The organism is Sphingorhabdus sp. SMR4y (genome assembly GCF_002218195.1).
Taxonomy (GTDB): domain Bacteria; phylum Pseudomonadota; class Alphaproteobacteria; order Sphingomonadales; family Sphingomonadaceae; genus Parasphingorhabdus.
Genome location: NZ_CP022336.1, coordinates 513,384 through 531,328 on the forward strand (window position 1 = coordinate 513,384; position 17,945 = coordinate 531,328).

General features: G+C 58.5%; 21 protein-coding genes. 9 read left to right on the forward strand and 12 right to left on the reverse strand.

The genetic code is table 11. The features are described from left to right. Position 1 precedes the first annotated feature (1 nt). The gene (locus SPHFLASMR4Y_RS02410; protein ID WP_089132138.1) at positions 2–967 is read left to right on the forward strand and encodes a hypothetical protein; all 966 of its coding nucleotides are present in this window, start codon (positions 2–4) and stop codon (positions 965–967) included. 66 nt (positions 968–1,033) lie between these two features. Here the strand turns inward: SPHFLASMR4Y_RS02410 and SPHFLASMR4Y_RS02415 are convergent, their stop codons facing one another. Continuing rightward, positions 1,034–1,465, reverse strand: a complete 432-nt coding sequence (locus SPHFLASMR4Y_RS02415) for an ester cyclase (protein WP_089134626.1) — start codon at positions 1,463–1,465, stop codon at positions 1,034–1,036. Positions 1,466–1,875: 410 nt separating this feature from the next. Between SPHFLASMR4Y_RS02415 and SPHFLASMR4Y_RS02420 the strand changes: the two genes are divergently transcribed. From SPHFLASMR4Y_RS02420 to SPHFLASMR4Y_RS02440, 5 genes are all read left to right on the forward strand, one after another. Then, positions 1,876–2,385, forward strand: coding sequence for a hypothetical protein (locus tag SPHFLASMR4Y_RS02420; protein WP_089132139.1), 510 nt, complete (start codon positions 1,876–1,878; stop codon positions 2,383–2,385). Positions 2,386–2,509: 124 nt separating this feature from the next. Beyond that, positions 2,510–2,953 carry a hypothetical protein gene (locus SPHFLASMR4Y_RS02425; protein ID WP_089132140.1) on the forward strand — a complete coding sequence of 148 codons (444 nt, stop codon included), beginning with the start codon at positions 2,510–2,512 and terminating at the stop codon, positions 2,951–2,953. Between the two features lie 84 nt (positions 2,954–3,037). Further along, positions 3,038–3,427 (forward strand): DUF6632 domain-containing protein, encoded by a 390-nt coding sequence (locus SPHFLASMR4Y_RS02430; protein WP_089132141.1) that lies wholly within the window; start codon positions 3,038–3,040, stop codon positions 3,425–3,427. Between the two features lie 31 nt (positions 3,428–3,458). Further along, positions 3,459–3,941, forward strand: coding sequence for a DUF1772 domain-containing protein (locus tag SPHFLASMR4Y_RS02435; RefSeq protein ID WP_089132142.1), 483 nt, complete (start codon positions 3,459–3,461; stop codon positions 3,939–3,941). Beyond that, positions 3,938–4,444 carry a GNAT family N-acetyltransferase gene (locus SPHFLASMR4Y_RS02440; RefSeq protein ID WP_186266024.1) on the forward strand — a complete coding sequence of 169 codons (507 nt, stop codon included), beginning with the start codon at positions 3,938–3,940 and terminating at the stop codon, positions 4,442–4,444. Before SPHFLASMR4Y_RS02435 ends, SPHFLASMR4Y_RS02440 begins: the two co-directional genes overlap by 4 nt. A 27-nt stretch (positions 4,445–4,471) precedes the next feature. Here SPHFLASMR4Y_RS02440 and SPHFLASMR4Y_RS02445 read toward each other — a convergent pair whose 3' ends face one another. The 6 genes from SPHFLASMR4Y_RS02445 to SPHFLASMR4Y_RS02475 form a co-directional block, all read right to left on the reverse strand. Next, positions 4,472–4,900 (reverse strand): cupin domain-containing protein, encoded by a 429-nt coding sequence (locus SPHFLASMR4Y_RS02445; protein ID WP_089132144.1) that lies wholly within the window; start codon positions 4,898–4,900, stop codon positions 4,472–4,474. Beyond that, positions 4,897–5,334: a hypothetical protein gene (locus SPHFLASMR4Y_RS02450; RefSeq protein WP_089132145.1), complete on the reverse strand. Its 438-nt coding sequence runs from the start codon at positions 5,332–5,334 to the stop codon at positions 4,897–4,899. Before SPHFLASMR4Y_RS02450 ends, SPHFLASMR4Y_RS02445 begins: the two co-directional genes overlap by 4 nt. A gap of 1 nt (position 5,335) precedes the next feature. After that, entirely contained in the window at positions 5,336–6,793 is a 1,458-nt protein-coding gene (locus SPHFLASMR4Y_RS02455; protein ID WP_313906757.1) for a S41 family peptidase, read from the reverse strand. Between the two features lie 203 nt (positions 6,794–6,996). Continuing rightward, positions 6,997–8,589 (reverse strand): isocitrate lyase, encoded by a 1,593-nt coding sequence (locus SPHFLASMR4Y_RS02460; protein ID WP_089132146.1) that lies wholly within the window; start codon positions 8,587–8,589, stop codon positions 6,997–6,999. Positions 8,590–9,356: 767 nt separating this feature from the next. Continuing rightward, positions 9,357–10,853 carry an SMP-30/gluconolactonase/LRE family protein gene (locus tag SPHFLASMR4Y_RS02470; protein ID WP_089132148.1) on the reverse strand — a complete coding sequence of 499 codons (1,497 nt, stop codon included), beginning with the start codon at positions 10,851–10,853 and terminating at the stop codon, positions 9,357–9,359. 54 nt (positions 10,854–10,907) lie between these two features. Next, on the reverse strand, positions 10,908–11,906 hold the full coding sequence (locus tag SPHFLASMR4Y_RS02475; protein WP_089132149.1) for a methyltransferase: 999 nt from the start codon (positions 11,904–11,906) through the stop codon (positions 10,908–10,910). A 467-nt stretch (positions 11,907–12,373) separates the two neighbouring features. Here SPHFLASMR4Y_RS02475 and SPHFLASMR4Y_RS02480 point away from each other — a divergent pair, with 467 nt between their 5' ends. Beyond that, positions 12,374–13,153 (forward strand): hypothetical protein, encoded by a 780-nt coding sequence (locus SPHFLASMR4Y_RS02480; RefSeq protein ID WP_089132150.1) that lies wholly within the window; start codon positions 12,374–12,376, stop codon positions 13,151–13,153. Between the two features lie 111 nt (positions 13,154–13,264). Here the strand turns inward: SPHFLASMR4Y_RS02480 and SPHFLASMR4Y_RS02485 are convergent, their stop codons facing one another. Further along, positions 13,265–15,061: an SLC13 family permease gene (locus SPHFLASMR4Y_RS02485; protein WP_089132151.1), complete on the reverse strand. Its 1,797-nt coding sequence runs from the start codon at positions 15,059–15,061 to the stop codon at positions 13,265–13,267. 138 nt (positions 15,062–15,199) lie between these two features. Here SPHFLASMR4Y_RS02485 and SPHFLASMR4Y_RS02490 point away from each other — a divergent pair, with 138 nt between their 5' ends. Next, entirely contained in the window at positions 15,200–15,652 is a 453-nt protein-coding gene (locus SPHFLASMR4Y_RS02490; RefSeq protein ID WP_089132152.1) for a lipid II flippase family protein, read from the forward strand. Between the two features lie 40 nt (positions 15,653–15,692). Here SPHFLASMR4Y_RS02490 and SPHFLASMR4Y_RS17005 read toward each other — a convergent pair whose 3' ends face one another. The 4 genes from SPHFLASMR4Y_RS17005 to SPHFLASMR4Y_RS02505 all read right to left on the reverse strand — a co-directional run bounded on the left by SPHFLASMR4Y_RS17005 (position 15,693) and on the right by SPHFLASMR4Y_RS02505 (position 17,266). Further along, positions 15,693–15,845 carry a hypothetical protein gene (locus SPHFLASMR4Y_RS17005; protein WP_186266025.1) on the reverse strand — a complete coding sequence of 51 codons (153 nt, stop codon included), beginning with the start codon at positions 15,843–15,845 and terminating at the stop codon, positions 15,693–15,695. Between the two features lie 69 nt (positions 15,846–15,914). Beyond that, positions 15,915–16,325, reverse strand: coding sequence for a DoxX family protein (locus SPHFLASMR4Y_RS02495; protein ID WP_260807042.1), 411 nt, complete (start codon positions 16,323–16,325; stop codon positions 15,915–15,917). A 26-nt stretch (positions 16,326–16,351) separates the two neighbouring features. Further along, the gene (locus SPHFLASMR4Y_RS02500) at positions 16,352–16,777 is read right to left on the reverse strand and encodes an ion channel (protein ID WP_089132153.1); all 426 of its coding nucleotides are present in this window, start codon (positions 16,775–16,777) and stop codon (positions 16,352–16,354) included. A gap of 6 nt (positions 16,778–16,783) precedes the next feature. Further along, positions 16,784–17,266, reverse strand: coding sequence for a hypothetical protein (locus tag SPHFLASMR4Y_RS02505; RefSeq protein WP_260807043.1), 483 nt, complete (start codon positions 17,264–17,266; stop codon positions 16,784–16,786). A gap of 397 nt (positions 17,267–17,663) precedes the next feature. On the opposite strand from SPHFLASMR4Y_RS02505, the gene SPHFLASMR4Y_RS02510 reads away from it, so the two are divergent. Then, positions 17,664–17,870: a cold-shock protein gene (locus tag SPHFLASMR4Y_RS02510; protein WP_089132154.1), complete on the forward strand. Its 207-nt coding sequence runs from the start codon at positions 17,664–17,666 to the stop codon at positions 17,868–17,870. The last annotated feature ends 75 nt before the right edge of the window (positions 17,871–17,945 follow it).

A 17,945-nucleotide genomic window follows, 5' to 3' on the forward strand; every position in this document is an offset into this window, starting at 1 on the left:
CATGGATTGGGGACGGGATCATCTTTTTGACAAGGCAAAGTTATATTCTCAACGGGCAGGCGAACAAGATTTCAATTCGGCGATGTATGGGTTTTGGATGAGTCTAAGTTTGGAGTTACTCGCAAGAGCAGCTTTGGCTAAAATACATCCTGTTTTGCTGGCTGATCCAACTAACGAAGGTAACATTCACTATGTATTTGGAATAAATCCGAAGGGAAATCCTAGGTCAGTGGCTGCCAAAGCTGTGTTTGCAAGATGCTCAGTATTAATCGACAAGTTTACCGACAAAATGTCTGGGCACTGTTTATTAATGGCAGATCGTAGAAACAAAGAGCTTCATAGCGGAGCGGCTGCGTTCGAGAATATACCAAGTGATAATTGGCTACCCGCTACGTTTGAAGTGTTTGAGGTTCTGCTTGAGCATTTGGGATCATCATTAGATGATTTTCTAGGCAACGAGCACGCCGGAGTTGCTAAAGGAATGTTGCAGGATCGACGCGATCATATTGAAAAAGAGGTTAAGGATCGAGTGTCAGTCGCCAGCAAAGCATTTGCTAGTCAGGACGGAAAAGCGAAGGCACAAAGAATTGAAACTGCTGCTGCTGCTCTAAAAAATTGGGAAAACGAATCTCCCTTGGGACAAATTGTCGACTGTCCAGCATGTGGATTGCCCGCTGCGATAACCGGAGAGTCTGTGAACCGTGGGCCATTAAAAGTGAGCGAGGACGATGGTACCCTAACGAGAGAAGTTCGAGTTTTACCTAATAAATTTGCATGTCCGACCTGCGGCTTGAAAATGGATGGATATCAGGAATTATTGCAGGTTAATCTAGGAAAAGTGTTCACTTCCGAAGAAGACGAAGATCCTATTGAATTCTTTGGCATTATACCAGAAGACCATGTCGACATCGATAAGCTCTTAGAAGATCGATATTATGACGAAATGAATGGATATCAGAACGAATGAGCATTGTCGGCCTTGCCGACAAAAAATAAATTACGGTGATGGTGCACTTCTAGTCACCCCACCCCCTCACAACCCCAACGCTTTCGCAATCACCCCCTCGCCAAAATAAGCCCGCTCGCAAATGATCCGGTCGGTCCCCGGCGCAAATTCAAAGCTCGCGGCCATCCGCACCCGAAAGCTCTTGCCGGTCGGCTCAATCACCGTCCCCTCCACGGTCAGCGGGCCGAGATGCGTGCCGGTCAGCCAGAATTCGACCAGCACGACATGCTCGCCTGCCGCGCCGATCGCGATCACTTCATTGGCCTGGTCGGGAAAGGGCGTCCGCGACATCGCGAAATATTTGCGCACCGCTTCCTCGCCGTCGAATATGGTGCCATTGCCGTATAATTCATAGCGCGGATGCGCGAACGTATCGATCACCGCATCCCATTCATGGGTGATCTCCAGCGCCATATGATCGCGCACGATCTTGAGGCGCGCCTGTTCGAGGTCGGTCATCGGTTTGCTTTTCCTTGTTTTGTTGGAGAGGGTTTCGCGCAGGGGTGAGGGGAATGCAATGCTCGTCATCCACTCGTCATCCTGAATTTATTTCAGGATCCCTTAAGGCAAGCGCGCAATCGAGGGAGGTCCTGAAACGAGTTCAGGATGACGAAGGGAGGGAGCTTTGGGCAACATTTCAGCCCCTCCTCTTCAGAGGAGGGGATCAAGGGGTGGTGGCGATGCGCAAGCATCGCTCGCGTCAGCGAACAGGGGGGCGTGCGGCGGTTGGTAGCTTTGATAATCGGGAATGGCATTTCGCCGGGAGAAACCACCCCAACCCCTCCTTTGAAAAGGAGGGGCTTATTTGGAAGCGCGCCACCCAAAAAACCGCTTTCCTACATCACCCCGTTCATGGCTTAATCCGCCCCATGACCGACTCCCGCCCCGATCCCCGCAGCGCTGCGGTGCAGAACCGCCGCATTTCCCGTGTCCCCGCCTTCACCCCCGTGCCGCTGCGCCCGCGCAGGGACGGCTGGTCGCCGGTCCGGCAGGCGGAATTTCTTGGGCTGCTGGCGCAGACCCGCTGCGTCAGCAAGGCGGCGGCTTTGGTCGGGAAGAGCCGGGAAAGCGCCTATCGTTTGCGGGGTAAAGCGGGGGCAGAGGAATTTGCCGCCGCCTGGGATGCGATTTTGGGCCTGCCGGGCGCGGCCGATATCAAGGGGCGCGCAAAGGTCACACTAGAAAGCCTGATCCAGCAGATCAGGCAGGACCGCTACCGGCCGATCCTGCGCGGCGGCCGCTATGTCGCTACGATCAAAAAACCGGACAATCATGCGCTTTTGGCGCTGCTCGGGCGGCTTGACCGGCTGGTGCCGCCGGGGGAGGATTGGGGCGCGGAAGCGGAAGGTCACAGAAAACAAAAGCACGCGTCTGTGTAAAGTTCGGCGGCGCTGCCCGGGCGTATAAAACGGGCGTATAAAAAACGTGACTCCGGGGCTTGGCGGGTGCAGTCTTCGCGAATGGGCCGGCCCCTGGTCGGCTCGCAATAGAGGGAGAGGACATATGACAGCTACGCCACAGATCAGCCGGACAGGGCTCTGGCTGATGACCATAGGGATTGCCATCTACACATTCATACCACCGGTGGTCGACATATTGACCCCGACCCATATCTTCCATCCCGACTGGATCGCGCACGCACGATTCCACACGATGTGGGCGATTCTCGCAGCTTCGGCGGTCGGGATGCTGGCGTTGTGGATGCTGTGGCGCGGACCGCGGACCGGGCTGGTCGGCATTCATGTCGCCGGTGCGATCAGCAACTGCGTGCTGGGTGCTTTCCTGCTCGCCGCTGCAACCATGCCGCTTTATGGTGGCGCGTTGAGCGACGCCAACGGGGTTCCGCCCATGGCCGGCGGCATGGATGTCAATCTTGTGACCTTTGCAGCGGCTTGGCTGATGATCCTGGTGGGGTGGCGCTTGGCGGTGCGGTCGGCCTCCGCCTGACCGGCGGTTCGGCGCCTGATTTGCTATCGCGGCACAATAGGCCTAGCCTTCGCCTTGCTCGCGGGTCGCTACGGGAGAGAAATCATGATCGGACGCTACAGCTTTCTGCAGATTGCCCTGGTTCTATTCGGAGCGATATTCTGCCTCGTCTATCCGCTGGCGCTGGTCTGGCCGTCGGGCTGGATGTGGCATCAGGGGCCGCCGGTCGCGTCCCATTATTATGTGATGATCCTTGGCATTTACCTGACCCTCGGCCTGATGCTGATCCGCGCCGCCGCCAATCCTGCGGCCAATCGCTCGCTGATCTGGTTCACCATCTGGTCGAGCGTGGTCCACGCCGGGATCATGGCGGTGCAGGCGTTGCAAAATCCGGAACATATGGGCCATATGCTGGGCGATGTGCCGGCGCTGTTACTGGTCGCCGTGGTGCTGGCTGTGTTGGTGCCCCGCACCGCTGATGCCGCCGATGGCTAGGCCGCTGAAGGGATAAGAGACGGAGGGCTTTATGGAAGAGGTCATCATCGCAACGCTCTGGTTTGCGACAATTTCGGTCGGCATCATGGCGGGGGTCTATTTCGCCTTTTCCGCCTTTGTCATGCAGGCGCTGGACGCGACGGGGCGGGCGACCGGCATGGTGGCGATGCAGGCGATCAACCGGATCATCGTCCGCTCGCTGTTCCTGCCGCTGTTCTTTGCCAGCAGTCTCGCCTGTCTGTTGCTCGTGGTCTTCGGGGTGATGTTATGGGGCAGCGCCGGTGCCTGGCAGATGGTGACTGGTGGCGTGCTTTATGTCGCCGGGATGCTGCTGGTGACGATGGTCGGCAATGTCCCGCTCAACAATGCGCTGGAGGCGACCGACGCCGGTGGCCCGGAGGCGGAGGCGATGTGGCGGCGCTATATGCAGCGCTGGCTGCCGTGGAACCATGTCCGGACGGTCAGCTGCACGGTCTCGCTGGTCCTGCTGATCGGCGCGATTGCCGCGCGGTGAGCCTGGTCATCCGCCCGGAACGGCCCGCTGATCAGGCCGCGATCCACGATATCACCCGGCGCGCCTTTGCGCCGATGGATTATGCTGATGGCAATGAGCAGGATCTGATCGACCGATTCCGCGCGGCCGGGGCGCTGGCGCTCTCGCTGGTGGCGGAGCAGGACGGCGCGCTGGTCGGGCAGGTGACCTTCACCGAGGCCTTAGCCGTCGACGGTTCGCCGGGCTGGTATACGCTGGGGCCGGTGGCGGTCGAGCCGGATTGGCAGGGCCAGCATATCGGCAGCCGGCTGATCGAGGCGGGCCTTGCCGCACTGCGGAAGCGCGAGGCCGCGGGCTGCGTGCTGACCGGTGATCCGGCTTATTACAGCCGCTTCGGTTTTCGCCCGTATCCCGACCTCTGCCCGGAAGGCGAGCCCGCCGCCTATTACCAGATATTGCCCTTGCGGGTGGCTGATCCGGACAGCGTGGTCGGCTTTCATCCGCTGTTTTACGGGACATACTGAAACGGGGGTGGCGGTTCTCCGCGGGGCTCAGCCGCCGGGCGCCCAGTCTTTCGCGGCCAGTTCGAAGCCGGAAAATTCGAAGGCCGGCGAGACGATGCAGCTGACCAGAGTCCAGCCCCGGTCCGCGTGTGCCGCCTGCCAGTGGCCGGTCGGAATCCGATGCTGCGGCGCCTGTCCGGCGATGATATCGGGGCCGAGATTGATGGCCGCCACCGGGCCGCTGTCCTGCGCGGCGGTGCGCAATGTGAGCGGGCTGCCGGCATGCCAGAGCCACAGCTCGGTCGCGTCGACCCGGTGCCAGTGCGATTTCTGGGCCTCTTCGAGCAGGAAATAGATGGCGGTCGCACTCGCCCGCTCGGCCTCCGCCGCATCGGCACGCCAGGTTTCGCGATACCAGCCGCCCTCGGGATGGGGCAGCAGGCCAAGCCGGTCGATAATCGCCCGCGCCTCGCTCATGACCGCACCGGCACTTCGCTGTTGCGCGCCACCGTTGCGACCTTGGCAACCAGAGCATCGGCCTGCCGCTGCCAGGCGGCGCTGGCTCCGGCAGGCCAGTCGGCACCGGCGCGGCTCGCCATGGTGCCGATCACCAGCGCGAACCAGACGGCATAGTCATGCGGGGTGAAGTCGGCATAATTGTGGTGCAGATCGATGAAATTGGTGACCGCATCATCGACCCAATATTCACCAGCCGCCAGCCCGAGCATCGCGTCCAGCGTCTCCCGCGTCATCCGCTCGCGCGCCGCTTCGGGATTGAGAAAGGCCGGCGCATGGTGCGGATGATCGGCGATATAGCGGTCAAACAATTCGGCGGGCATGCCGTCATAGCGATCGCCGAGCAGTTCCAGACTGTCCTCCATCACGGCATGGTCGGTCTGGTGCGCAGTCATCTCAGAAGGACCCCGGAACTTCGCGCTGGGCCGGGGTTGGCCGCGCCGGCATAAGCAACTGGCGGGGCAGGGTCAGGGCTTGGCGCTGACCGGCAATCGTGCCGGTGGACGCGCTGCTGATCGGTGTACAGGCGGCGCCGGACAGGAAGCCGAGGGCGCGAGCGGTCGAGGCTTCGCTAGGATCGCCCAGCGGCAGGCTGATATCATCGGCCGCCTGACAGCTGTTGGTCAGTGAGCTGGCGAGGCCGTCGAAATAATTGGCATTGCCGTCGGCATTTTCGGTGGCAAAGGCGACGATCCGCAGCCGGTCGTCGCAGGCGGTCCGGTCGAGGCCGATCTGGCCTACCGGCTTGCCAAAGGTGTTGCTGCCGACCAGCGCCATGTCGGCGTCGAGATAGGGGATCATCGCGTTGATCACCAGCTCGCTCGCCGAAGCCGAGGCGCCGGTGGTGATGAAGGCGACGCGGGTCGGCGCGATCGACTGGGGCTGGGACTGGAAGTTGCGGGTTTCGTTATTCGCCGACTTGCTGGCGCGGAAACGGGTTACGCCCTGCACCTCGTTGGTGAACCGGTCACGGCCGAGCAGATCGGCGAACAGCTCGGCGGTGCGTACCAGTCCGCCGCCATTGTAGCGGAGATCGATGACCAGTTCGGTCACGCCAGCGTTACGGAACTGCTGGAACGCGTCGCGCAATTGCTGCTCGGCGCTGTCGATAAACGTGCGCAGATTGACATAGCCGGTCCGGGTGCCGCCATTGTCGATGATCTGCACGCCAAAGCGTGGCGAGACCGGCTGGATGGCATAGTCCGCCTTGCTCACCGTGGTCGTGGTTTCGACACCCGCTGCATTACGGAAGCGCAATACGCGGCTGGTTCCCGCTGTCGAGGGGCCGAGCGCGTTGCTGACCGCGCTGGCGCCGCCCTGAGCGAAGAGCGAGGCAACCGTCTGCAGGTTGCTGCTGCTGGTTCCGATGGCGAGCAGTTCTGCACCGCGATCAATGCCCGCGGCCAGCGCTGGCGCGCCTTCGAAAGCGTCAAGAATATAGACCCGCGATGCGCTGCTGTCATAGCTCAGACGGATGCCAAAGCCCGCCGTGGCACCGGAATTCAGAAAGGCATTCTCCTCGGCAATCGAGGTAATATAGGTAAAATAGCGGTCCCGCCCCTGGCTTCGTGCCGTGGCGGTGAGCGCGTCTATATAGTCCTGCACCGTGGCGTAGGGCGTGGGGCTGAGGCTGCCGGGAAGGGTTTCGGGAAAGAGATACCATTCGTCGAGTAGATCGGACGCCCAGTTCTGACGGTTTTGCAACGAGCAGGTGGTGCCAGTCGGTGTTGGTGTTGACCCACCGCCACCGCCTGATGGCAGGCTGACAATGTTGTTACTTCCGCTGCTGCCACCTCCACATGATGCCAGTAACGCCGCCAATGCCAATATCGAACCGGATTTTCGCAACATCATGCCGCCCCCATTTGCCAGACTGGACATAGGCTAGGCGAGAAAGGCTTAACCTGTCATGATCGACCCTGATAGTGTTGGCCACGATTGTCCACACAGAAAAAATCCGCCGGCATTGCTGCCGACGGATAGTTTTTCCTCCCCAGGAAAACTGGTTTGAACGGGTGCCCCGCAAAGGGGGTTGGGGGCACCCGAACTCTGGCTGTTCAGCCGAACTGGTTCATCGTATTCTGCGCACCGCCAGCCTTCAAAGCGGCTTCGCCGGCAAAATATTCCTTGTGATCATCACCAATGTCGCTGCCGGACATGTTCTGATGCTTCACACATGCGATGCCTTCGCGGATTTCTTTACGCTGTACGCCAAGAACGTAACCCAGCATGCCGGCGTCGCCGAAATATTCCTTGGCCAGGTTGTCGGTGGACAAAGCCGCGGTGTGATAGGTCGGCAGCGTGATCAGGTGGTGGAAAATGCCAGCGCGCTTTGATCCATCGGCCTGGAATGTGCGGATGCGCTTGTCAGCTGCTTCACCCAGTTCGGTATCATCATATTTCGCGTCCATCAGGGCATCACGGTCATAGTCTGAAACGTCGAGACCTTCCGCGGCCATCGCGTCATAAACCTGCTGACGGAAGTTCAGCGTCCAGTTGAACGAGGGCGAGTTGTTGTAGACCAGCTTCGCGTTCGGAACGACTTCACGGACCCGGTCCATCATGCCGGCGATCTGTTCAACATGCGGCTTCTCGGTTTCGATCCAGAGCAGATCGGCACCGTTCTGCAGGCTTGTGATGCTGTCGAGAACGCAACGGTCTTCGCCGGTCCCGGGACGGAACTGGAACAGGTTGGAAGGCAGGCGCTTGGGACGCAGCATCTTGCCATCGCGATTGATGATGACGTCGCCGTTTTTCGCGGTCGCCGGATCAATTTCTTCGCAATCAAGGAAGCTGTTATACTGGTCGCCAAGATCGCCAGGCTCGTTGGAAACGGCGATCTGTTTGGTCAGACCAGCGCCGAGCGAGTCCGTGCGGGTGACGATGATGCCGTCTTCCACGCCCAGTTCGAGGAACGCATAGCGACAGGCCCGGATTTTCGCGAGGAAGTCTTCGTGCGGAACCGTAACCTTGCCGTCCTGATGGCCGCATTGCTTTTCGTCGGAAACCTGGTTCTCGATCTGCAGGGCGCAGGCGCCGGCTTCGATCATTTTCTTGGCGAGCAGGTAGGTTGCCTCGGCATTGCCAAAACCGGCATCGATATCGGCGATGATCGGAACAACATGGGTCTGGAAATTCTCGACCTTGTCCATTGCTGCTTTCTCGGCCGCTGCATCGCCAGCTTCACGCGCCGCATCAATGTCGCGGAACAACAGGTTCAGTTCGCGGGAGTCGGCCTGGCGCAGGAACGTATAAAGCTCTTCGATCAGCGCGGGCACGGACGTCTTCTCGTGCATCGACTGATCGGGCAGGGGGCCGAATTCGCTGCGCAGTGCCGCAACCATCCAGCCGGACAGATAGAGATAGCGCCGTTTGGTGTCGCCGAAATGCTTCTTGATCGAAATCATCTTCTGCTGCGCAATGAACCCGTGCCAGCAACCCAGCGACTGGGTATATTTGGAGCTGTCGGCGTCATAGGCGGCCATATCCTCGCGCATGATCGCGGCGGTATATTTGGCAATGTCGAGACCGGTCTTGAACCGGTTCTGCAACTGCATGCGGGCAACGGACTCTGCATCGATCCCGGCCCATGTGCCGTTCTGGCTGTTGATCAGACTGTCGGCGCTATTCTTGAGATCTTGATAGGACATATACTCTTCCTTCACTGGGGAGGGGTTTAAATGTGATGCGCTGTCAAAAGATTTTCAGCTTCTGGAAGAGGGTTTGGCGGAGTTTTGGGGCAATAGCGAGTGCTATCTGTCAATTTTCGTGTCAGATTGTCAGGGGACGTGGGGTTTGGAGTGTTAATATGTAAATATATTTACAGTAACTCTGCTCTTTTATCGAGGCTGACCAAATGACCGTTAAGCGCCCCAGCTTCGGACATTCGAAGGATTCGAAGCGTCGCCCAAAAGCGGTCGTTGGCACGACTCTATTGGAATGCGAGTTTCGCTCTAAGCCTTTAAACCAGCAGAATTGCGATCATCGAAATGCCGAGCAGCGGCAGCAGAAGCCCCATGCCACCAATGCAAAAACGAATTCGCGCGGCATGAGGTCACCGCGTGGCGGTGCTGTCAACCTGATCGATTGTCGGCGCTTCAGCCAGAGAACTGCGCCGAGCAAAGACGGCGCGATCAGCAGTCCCATGATCTGGTTGGCGATCCGAGGAGCGCTCCCTCTTGCCATGCGATGCCGACATTGATTGCCGGGTCGAACCGTCCGGGCTGAACGACGAAGTCGTCCAGCACTTCGCCCAACCGCGCGAAGACGCCTTTGCGCACAGCAAGCGCACCGATCTAGGGATTGCGATCTGCCTGCGGGAAGTTCTCCGCCTCGATCCAGCGAACCTCATCGGCTATCAGCGATCCCGCTGCTCGCCCCGGTGACGACGGCGACCTTTCCTTAGAACAATGTCATCTCATTCTCCCTCCGGGCCAAGCTTCACCAGCGCATCGCCGAGGTTCGAGACGTAGATCGTGCCATCCGGCGCCAGGATGATCCCGGTCAGCAAGCCGGGCATGGGACCCCACATCTCCGGTGTCAGAAGCGAAAGGATCGGTTCGCCGACATCGAGCCGTCGATAGGTTTCGGTGACAATGCGAGCGTTTGTCTCGGGCGCAGGATTGAAAATCGTGCGACGATCGCCCGTGTCGGGATCGACAACGTAGACGGCGTTCGCGAAGGGGCTGACGGCCCAGAGCATACCATCGCTATCGAGCTCGATATTATCGGGTGTGGGAAGGGTTGCGAGGACGCGGCGGTCGCTCAATTCGCCGGTCACCTGATTCACCGCAAAGCTGAGAATGCGGCTCCGCACGATTTCGGCGACGTAGAGCCGTTCGCGCGCAGCATCGAATGCGATGCCATTGGCGAAATCGAGACCGTCTGCCACCTTCACCGCAACGGGGCTGGGCTTGCCCACCTCGCCCGGCGCGATACGCCACACCGCGCCGTCGCCGAGCGGCGCATCGGCCGCGGCGAACATCCGCGCTTCGCTGCCTTCGCCCGCTGCGTTCTCGGTCGACTGGGTGAACCAGATCGCCCCGGACAGGTCGCGTACCACGGCGTTCACCCCGTAAGGGTGATCGTAAATCCGTGTCACCAATTCGGTTTGCGTATCGACGCGATAAATGTGCCCGCCAGTGATGTCGGCCACCAGCACATGCCGACCATCAGGCTCCCAAGAGACGCCGTTCGGGCTGTTCCACAAGGGGTCCGGCTTCGATCTGAAGCCCGCTCGCGTGAAATCGCCGAACGGCGCCCTAGTGCCGTCGGCAGATAGGGTGATAAGCCCGTGCTCCCAATCGCCGACCAGCAACCTGCCGTCGGGAAGTACGACCCCGTCTTCGGCGTGGGTTAGCGAGCGGTCGGCGGGGAAAAACGAGTATTCGTCGCCGGGTGCGCGCCCAGCAACCGCATCTTGCGGCTTGATCTCGACCCGGACCAGCCGGACGGTCATTTCGTTGCTCAGGTTGACGGGAGAATGCGGTGCTTCAGGCCCTTTCCACAGCGTTACCGGGAAGGTCATGGGAGGCAATTCACGCGAATCGAAAATCACGTTGCCGTCGGCATCGCGGTCGATCCAGTCGCCTGCCTGCTGGAGATACAACACACTGGGCCAGCGATGGAAATGTAGCGGCTCGACCTCGCCCGGCGCCAGTGTCACTTCGAGAACGCGAACCTGATCGTTCTCGAACAGGATCGTGTGATTCCCTGCTGCCGCGATTGTAGCTTCGAGTTCCTCTGGCCAGGTAGCGGGATCGCCTGTTGCATAATCGATGTTTGCCGCGCCACCGCCGACTGTAGTTGCAACATCGCTATCCTGAGCGTTCGCCGGCAGCGTCAGCATCATGGCTGACAAGATAGTGGCCAGTGAGATGAATTGGGCAGACGCATTCTGGCGATACTCAGACATCGATTTTCTCCAATGCTTGGTCAGCTTTGGCCGAGGGCATGCTCCCGGCTCTCGTCACGCCGGCGCGCAGACCAGGATCGATAGCGGCGACGCAGTCGGTTCGATAGACATGAGCTTGAAACCGGCTTCTTCGAGAAGCGCCTCGAATTCGGTTTCGGTGCGTTCCTTGCCAGTGGCCATCACCATCATGTTGAGATCCATCCACTTGCCCATGTCGAACTGCGAACCGGCGGGGATTACCGATTCCACGATCATCAATCGCGCTTCGGGCTGCATTGTCTCCCGCAAGTTGCGAAGCAGGCGAAGACATTCTTCGTCGGACCAGTCATGCAGCACCCAGCGCAGCACATAGGCGTCGGCCACGACCGAAATGCTTGCAAAGAAGTCGCCGGCGACCTTCTCGAGCCGATCGTTCTCCGGTGCTTCGGCAATCACATGCTGAAGATCGAAAAGAATACCCCTGGTATCGGGATGCGCTGCGAGAATTTCCGATAGCTGCGATCCGATCCCGCCGCCGATATCGGCGATCACGCTGTAGCGGCTCCAATCGATTGCTGAGGCAACGGCGGGCCCGATCGTGGTGGCAAGATCGCGCATAGCGAGATTGAAAATCGAATAGGCCTCCGGGTTTTCCTGCATGTTCTCCCAGTTGCTCTTTCCGTGCAGCTGGTCGAAGCCCGGCTGGCCGGTTTCGACCGCCAGGGGCAAGCCGCGCCATCCTTCGTAAACCGGTGCGCCAGGGGACAGTGTGAAGCATACCCAGGCCCAGTTCGAACCGGGTTTGTTGCGGCGCAGGCAATCGCTAGCGGGCGTGTTTTCGAATGAGCCGTTCTCCGTGCTCGCGAAAATCCCCGTGCTCTCCAGCGCGCGCAACATGCGGTACAGGCTGGGCGCATGCGTGCGGGAACGCCTGGCAAGCTCTTCGACCGTCAGCGGTCCCTCGGCAAGATGATCGGCCAATTCGAGCTTGGCCGCCAAGCCGACGCCGTGCGCCTGCCAGTGATTGGTAACGATGCCGAGAATCTGCTCTTCCGCATTGTTCTGTCCGGGCATGGTAGATTCCCTCTTGGTTCAAAAAATCTTCACCCGAGCCGAGTGTGGACGTGCGACTGTTGAAGGACAAGCAACCTCAGTTTCCGAGGATCATTCGAGGAAACCTCGGGCTAGGTTGCTCTTGATTTGCCCCTCCCCATCCGGCAGCATCTTAATCTGACTATGGCACATTACATAGAATGCGCGCGGATTCAATAAATTCGCGCTAGCCGACGTAACGTCTCCTGATTTCTATTGGGCGATGAACGCAAAAAAGCTAGGAGCGGTAAACGGAACGAGTGGTAGATACTTGGCTCCGCTATGACTGTTTATGTCTCACTGCGTGCAAAACCAGACGGTCCGCAATCGGCCCAACCCCCGCCAGAAAGACCAAGACCACAATTAGTAATCCCCAAAACTCATCACGAATAATTCCCAAACGCACAAACTCTTTCCTACAACTAACCAAATGGGTTATATTCTGTCCTATGACAGAGAAACACACCCCCCAAACCACACCCGCCACCACCACTCCTGACGCCTCCCAGCGGGACGCCCCTCATCTCGACGCCCACGGCCATGACCCCGCCGCCTATGACTGGGTGCCGGTGCTGCGCAAGCGCCGCAAGGATGGCTGGACGCCTGAAAAGCAGCGCGCCTTTATCGAGGCGCTGGCCGATTGCGGGGTTGTGATTGAGGCCGCACGCAGTGTCGGCATGTCGGACAGCGCCGCCTATACGCTACGCCGGGCACCGGGCGCGGAGGGATTCGCGGCGGCCTGGGACGCAGCGTTGGCGGCGGCGTCGCGGCGGTTGATCGATATTGCCTTCGACCGGGCGATCAACGGCGTCGATGATGTGATACTCGATAAAGAAGGGCGGCATCTTTATACCAAGCGCAAATATAACGACCGGTTGTTAATGTTCCTGATCCGTGCCCATGCGCCGGACCGCTATCGCCATGGTAATCGTGATGGCCGCGGGGCGGGGGAAGGGCAGCAGACCGTGCCCGCGCAACCGCCGGTGGCCGAGGCGCTGAAACTGCTCGGCCCCGAACCGCCTGCGCAGCCGGAGAAACTGCTCTCGCCAGAGGCGCTCGAAGATGCGCTGGAGATTGCCGATATCATGGACGGTCGTTTGCCCCATTGGCAGAGGCAGGAGCGGACCGGCGACGAAGAAGAGCCTTATGTGGACCCGAAGTTAGCAAGGCTTACCGTAAGCAAGCTTCAAATATCTGATATCGATAGCGAAAAAGGTGATAGTGATTGAATATGTCTGTCGCGCCAGATCGCGTTCTTGGCCCGAACTTTGACGAACTTTGACCGGCAATCCGCAAGCCTGGCCCCGCGCAATTTCCCAGATGCGCGCGTTTTTATGTCTTCACAAGGGCCAGATCAACGGGATGATCGTGATCGACGTGATCGCGATCACCAGCGTCAGCGGCAGACCATAGCGGGCAAAATCGAGAAAGCGATAGCCGCCTGCGCCATAGACCAATGTGTTGGTCTGATAGCCGATCGGCGTCAAAAAGCTGGCGCTCGCGGCGAACATGACCGCGATGACAAAGGGCCGGGGATCGACGCCGAGCGATATCGCGAGCTGGATGGCGATCGGTGTGACAACGACAGCAACCGCATTATTGGTCACCAGTTCGGTCAACATCAGGCTGAGCAGATAGATGGCGGCGAGCGCGTAGACCGGCGGGAAGCCGGAGAGCCAGGGCGTTGCCGCCGTCACCAACATCTCTACAAGGCCGGCGCTTTCGAGGGCTGTGCCAATAGCCAACATCGCTACGATCAGACCAATGATCCGCCAGTCGACCGAAGCAAAGGCCTCGTCCGGTTCGATACAGCGGGTCACCAGCACAGCGGCCATGCCGAGCACTGCAAGGCCCGCGATCGGCATGATATCGAGTGCAGCAGCAAACACCACAGCGAGGATCACAGCGATCGCGATCGGGGCTTTGTGGCGTCGATATCCACGGGTCTTCGGCTCGCTGACATTCATCAGGTTCTCACCCTTGACCAAGCGGCGAATGTTCGTTTTGGCGCCCTCCAGCAATAGGGTGTCACCGATCTGCAATTTGGTGTTGTCGTACTGTTCGGAGAAGTTGCTGCCCCTGCGGTGCATCGCAATCGGCTGGACGCCATAGCGTTGCGGCAAGGCCGCCTCTTTCAGGCTATGACCGATCAGATAGGCATCAGGGAGCAACAATATCTCTGCCAGCATCGACCGGTGGGAGGACATCGGTACAAACCGATGCCCGTCGTCGCTTTTGGTCAGCGGCAATTTGCCGCGTTCGCGAATGGTCATGACATCGGCTTCATTGGTGTGAAGCACCAGAACATCACCTTGCCGGACCACATATTTCGACAGCGCTTTTCGGATGGGTACGTCATTGCGGACGACGTCGACCAGCCGCCGCTCACCGCTGCGGAACAAGTCAATTTCGCTTGCTATCTGGCCTATATAGGGCGACGTCACCCCGATAAAGATCGACATCGTATAGCGTTTTGTTTCGTTTTCATCGAGCAGCGAGGACATCGTATCCCGGTCCGGAAGAAACCGGCGGGTCAGGGCCAGATAAGTCACGCCGACCAGTGCGACAACAATACCGGCCGGTGCGATCTCAAAAATAGAAAAGCCAGCGAGGCCATTTTTCTGGGCGACACCGTCGACCAGAATATTAGTTGAAGTGCCAATCAGGGTGCAGGTACCGCCGAGAATGGCAGCGAAGGATATCGGCATCAATATCTTGGAGGGCCGCTCGCCGAGTTCTCTGGCCAGAGTCATTCCTATCGGGATCATCATCATTACCAAAGGCGTGTTGTTGGTAAACCCCGACAGGATCGCGATCGCGACCAGCAGTAATCCGGTGGCCAGTACTGGTGACGCCTTCGCGAGGCCGGTCACCTTGAGCGCAAAGGCTTCCAGCGTACCGGTTCTTACGAGTGCCCCGGAGATGATGAACATCGCGGCAATCGTCAGCGGTGCAGGATTGCTCATCGCGGTCAAGATATCGTCGGTCGAGATCAGCCCGAGGACGAGCAAAAGGCCAGCTGCGCCGATGGCGGTGACCTCCGGCGGGCGGATTTCGGTGGCGAAGGCGATCAGCAATAGAAGCAATATCAGTGCAACCAGGGCCGGTGCGTAAGGCGCGAGAGCAGCAAGCATCATGAAGTCCGATCGGAGTAGCGCGCTGGATAGGGGAAATCCCAATAAAAGCCTGCACAAAACTGCGCTAGCCAGAAAGCGCACAAACGCACAAAATATTGTTTTGATGGCTGAAGATTTGGTTCATGGGCGCATCGCTGGATGCCCAGGCTGATCTGGCTTGATCTCACCAACGAAGGGCTCGGTTACATCGGGCGAACCGTGACCATGGCAAAGCGCTTGCATATCGGCGGCCTGCGCAAACCACGAGGCGTGTCGATGACGATCATCATGTTGTACATCGTGGCGCAAGCGCTGCTGACAGCGGCTGTGGTCGGCTCACTTTATGCCAACTATCTCAATCCAGAATATCGGGCCGCCGCATCGCAGCTTTCGGCCTTTATAACCGGTTTTGCGACGGTTCTTCTGTTTGTGGTGATAGGCTCTCAACCGTCTGTGATGACCGATGATGTGGTAAGCGGAAGAATCAGACAGCCGATGTTTCGGCGGACTATCACGTGGCTTTCACTGAGCCGGGCTGGCCGGATTTTGCTGTCCCAGGCTTTGCTTCTGTCGGCGGCCTTGCTGGTCGCCTATATCGCTGGTGTGATTTGACAGCACTGCGCCCTGGTCACGTCCATTTGAGCGGGTTCCGCTAGCTTAGCGCCGGGATGATCCAGGCCATGGACATCACGATGACGGCCAGCAACAACGAGGCAGCCAGCACGATCCTGACATTATGCGGTGCGCGCGGTTTGTTGCTTGCTTCGCGTTCGGTTACCTCAATTTGATCGCCATGCTTTTCCATATTCTGCTCCTTTGTCATTGCCAAATTAGCGAAGACAGTCCTAACATAAATACCCGCTTATGTGCAGCTTTACGACTTGTCGGGCCGGAATGGCCAGTTGATCACTCCGCCGACGATGAGAGCCCACCAGATAAAGACAGGCTGAAAGGCCAGACGAGGCGCATGATAGTACCAGTTCGCGGTCTCGCCGCCGATCGGGATATCGTTGATCGCATGATTGATATTCGCCGGATAAACACAAAGCGCATATAGCGCCAGGCCGATTCCTGCAGCATAGCGGACATGCGGAATCACTCTTGGCGGAATCAGAAGACCGACCGCTCCAGCAATCTCGGCGATCCCGGTAACTAGTATAACCTGCTCTGCAAAGGGAACCCAGTCGGGCGTTATTGCCAGAAACCCGACCGGTGACCGGATATGTGCGACGCCCGCAATCAGGTAGAAGATGGCAAGCAGCCAGCGGAAAACGCGTCTCGCCAAGCTTTCTGGTTGCCGGGCCTGCGTCACTAGCGGCGCCCCATACGCGCGACCACGGTTACGAAAAATGCAGTCGACCAGCCGAGCAGGATAAAACCGTTGAGCCCCTCGATAGCGGCAATCATCTGCCACTTTGTGTCGAGCGCATCGCTGTTATAGCCGGTGGTGGAATAGGTTATCGTGGAAAAATAGATCGCTTGCTCGAAGGTCGCAATGGCATCGACCAGACGATAGACTATGGCATAAGCCCAAATTTCGATGCCGTGGAGTACAAAGAGACCGAACACCAGAGCGAGCGTCACGAGAATGCCGTGCGGCGACATGGGATGGATATGTTCGGCTGCCTCTTCGCGCGCCTCGATCCGCAGAAAACGAGCGAGGCCAAAGATGCCAACCCCGTGAATGAGAACGGTCAGAAGAACCATGAAACCACCGACGGCAAGCTCTGCAAACATCGCGTTTCAATCGCCCCAGGGTGGGGGCGGGACAGCTACCGGCTTTGAGAGATCGAACTCGACGCGGAAATGCCGACCATCGGCGGATTGCGGCCGACGCAATTCATAAGCAAACCGGGCATCGCCTTGGCCAGGCTCACTGACTTCAATCGCCCATATATTGGTCACCGACTTGTCGAGGCCGTTGGTTTCAAACGAGGAGACAGACTCGGCATCCACTGGAAACTCCTGTCGACTGGCTGTCCCTTCGCTGTCGGTATCACCACCATAATTGCTGACATCATCGAGGCTCCCGTCTTCGTGACGGTGGCGGTGTTTCAGTCGCAGGCCTTGATCGGTTCGGGTGATGATCCAGGTCCGCGACCGGTTCCACTGGGCGTTTCCTTCAGCGATGTGGAAGGGAATCTGGATCTCGTTCAGGTCGCAGGACGCAGCATGCATGATCATAGGCTTGCCCGCCATATCGGCGTCGGCTTTCTGTTCCGACACCAACGTGCCGGCGTAAGCTTTGCCACAGAGCAGGCTCAGTCGTTCAAAAAACAAGTCTTGAGGCGATGGCTCGGGCGCTGACACAGAAGGCGAGTCACACGCAGCGAGCGGGATACAAAGAAAGAGCGCGGCGGCGCAGATCAAATTGGCCTGTTTCATCAGGCTCATCGATACACAATTTCTGCCAGCCATGAAACCGCTGAAATTCAACTGTTTGCTTATTAGTAAATAGGCTGCTATAGACCCTGCAGCTAATAAATCGCGTTACGACGAAATCTAGGTCTCGCTACCCCTAAGGTTGCATACTCTTTTTCCCATTTCTCGAAGTTGGCCAATCCCGTCCGGTACTGCATTTCGCAAGATCGGACATAATTAAGTTATGAATAGGAATAAGACTATGCCTACAGGCACCGTAAAATTTTTCAACACCGACAAGGGCTATGGTTTCATTGCTCCTGAAGATGGTGGCGATGACAGCTTCGTACACATTACCGCAGTCCAGGCTGCCGGAATGCAGACGCTCGAAAAAGAACAGCGTTTGACCTATGACGTTGAAACCGGAAATAATGGCAAGAAAGCCGCTGTAAACCTGCAGCAGGCCTAAGCCTTAGACCGAATATTATAAAGGGCGGCAGTGCCAGGCACTGCCGCCCTTTTTTTGTCTGGATCGCCTTGCTGG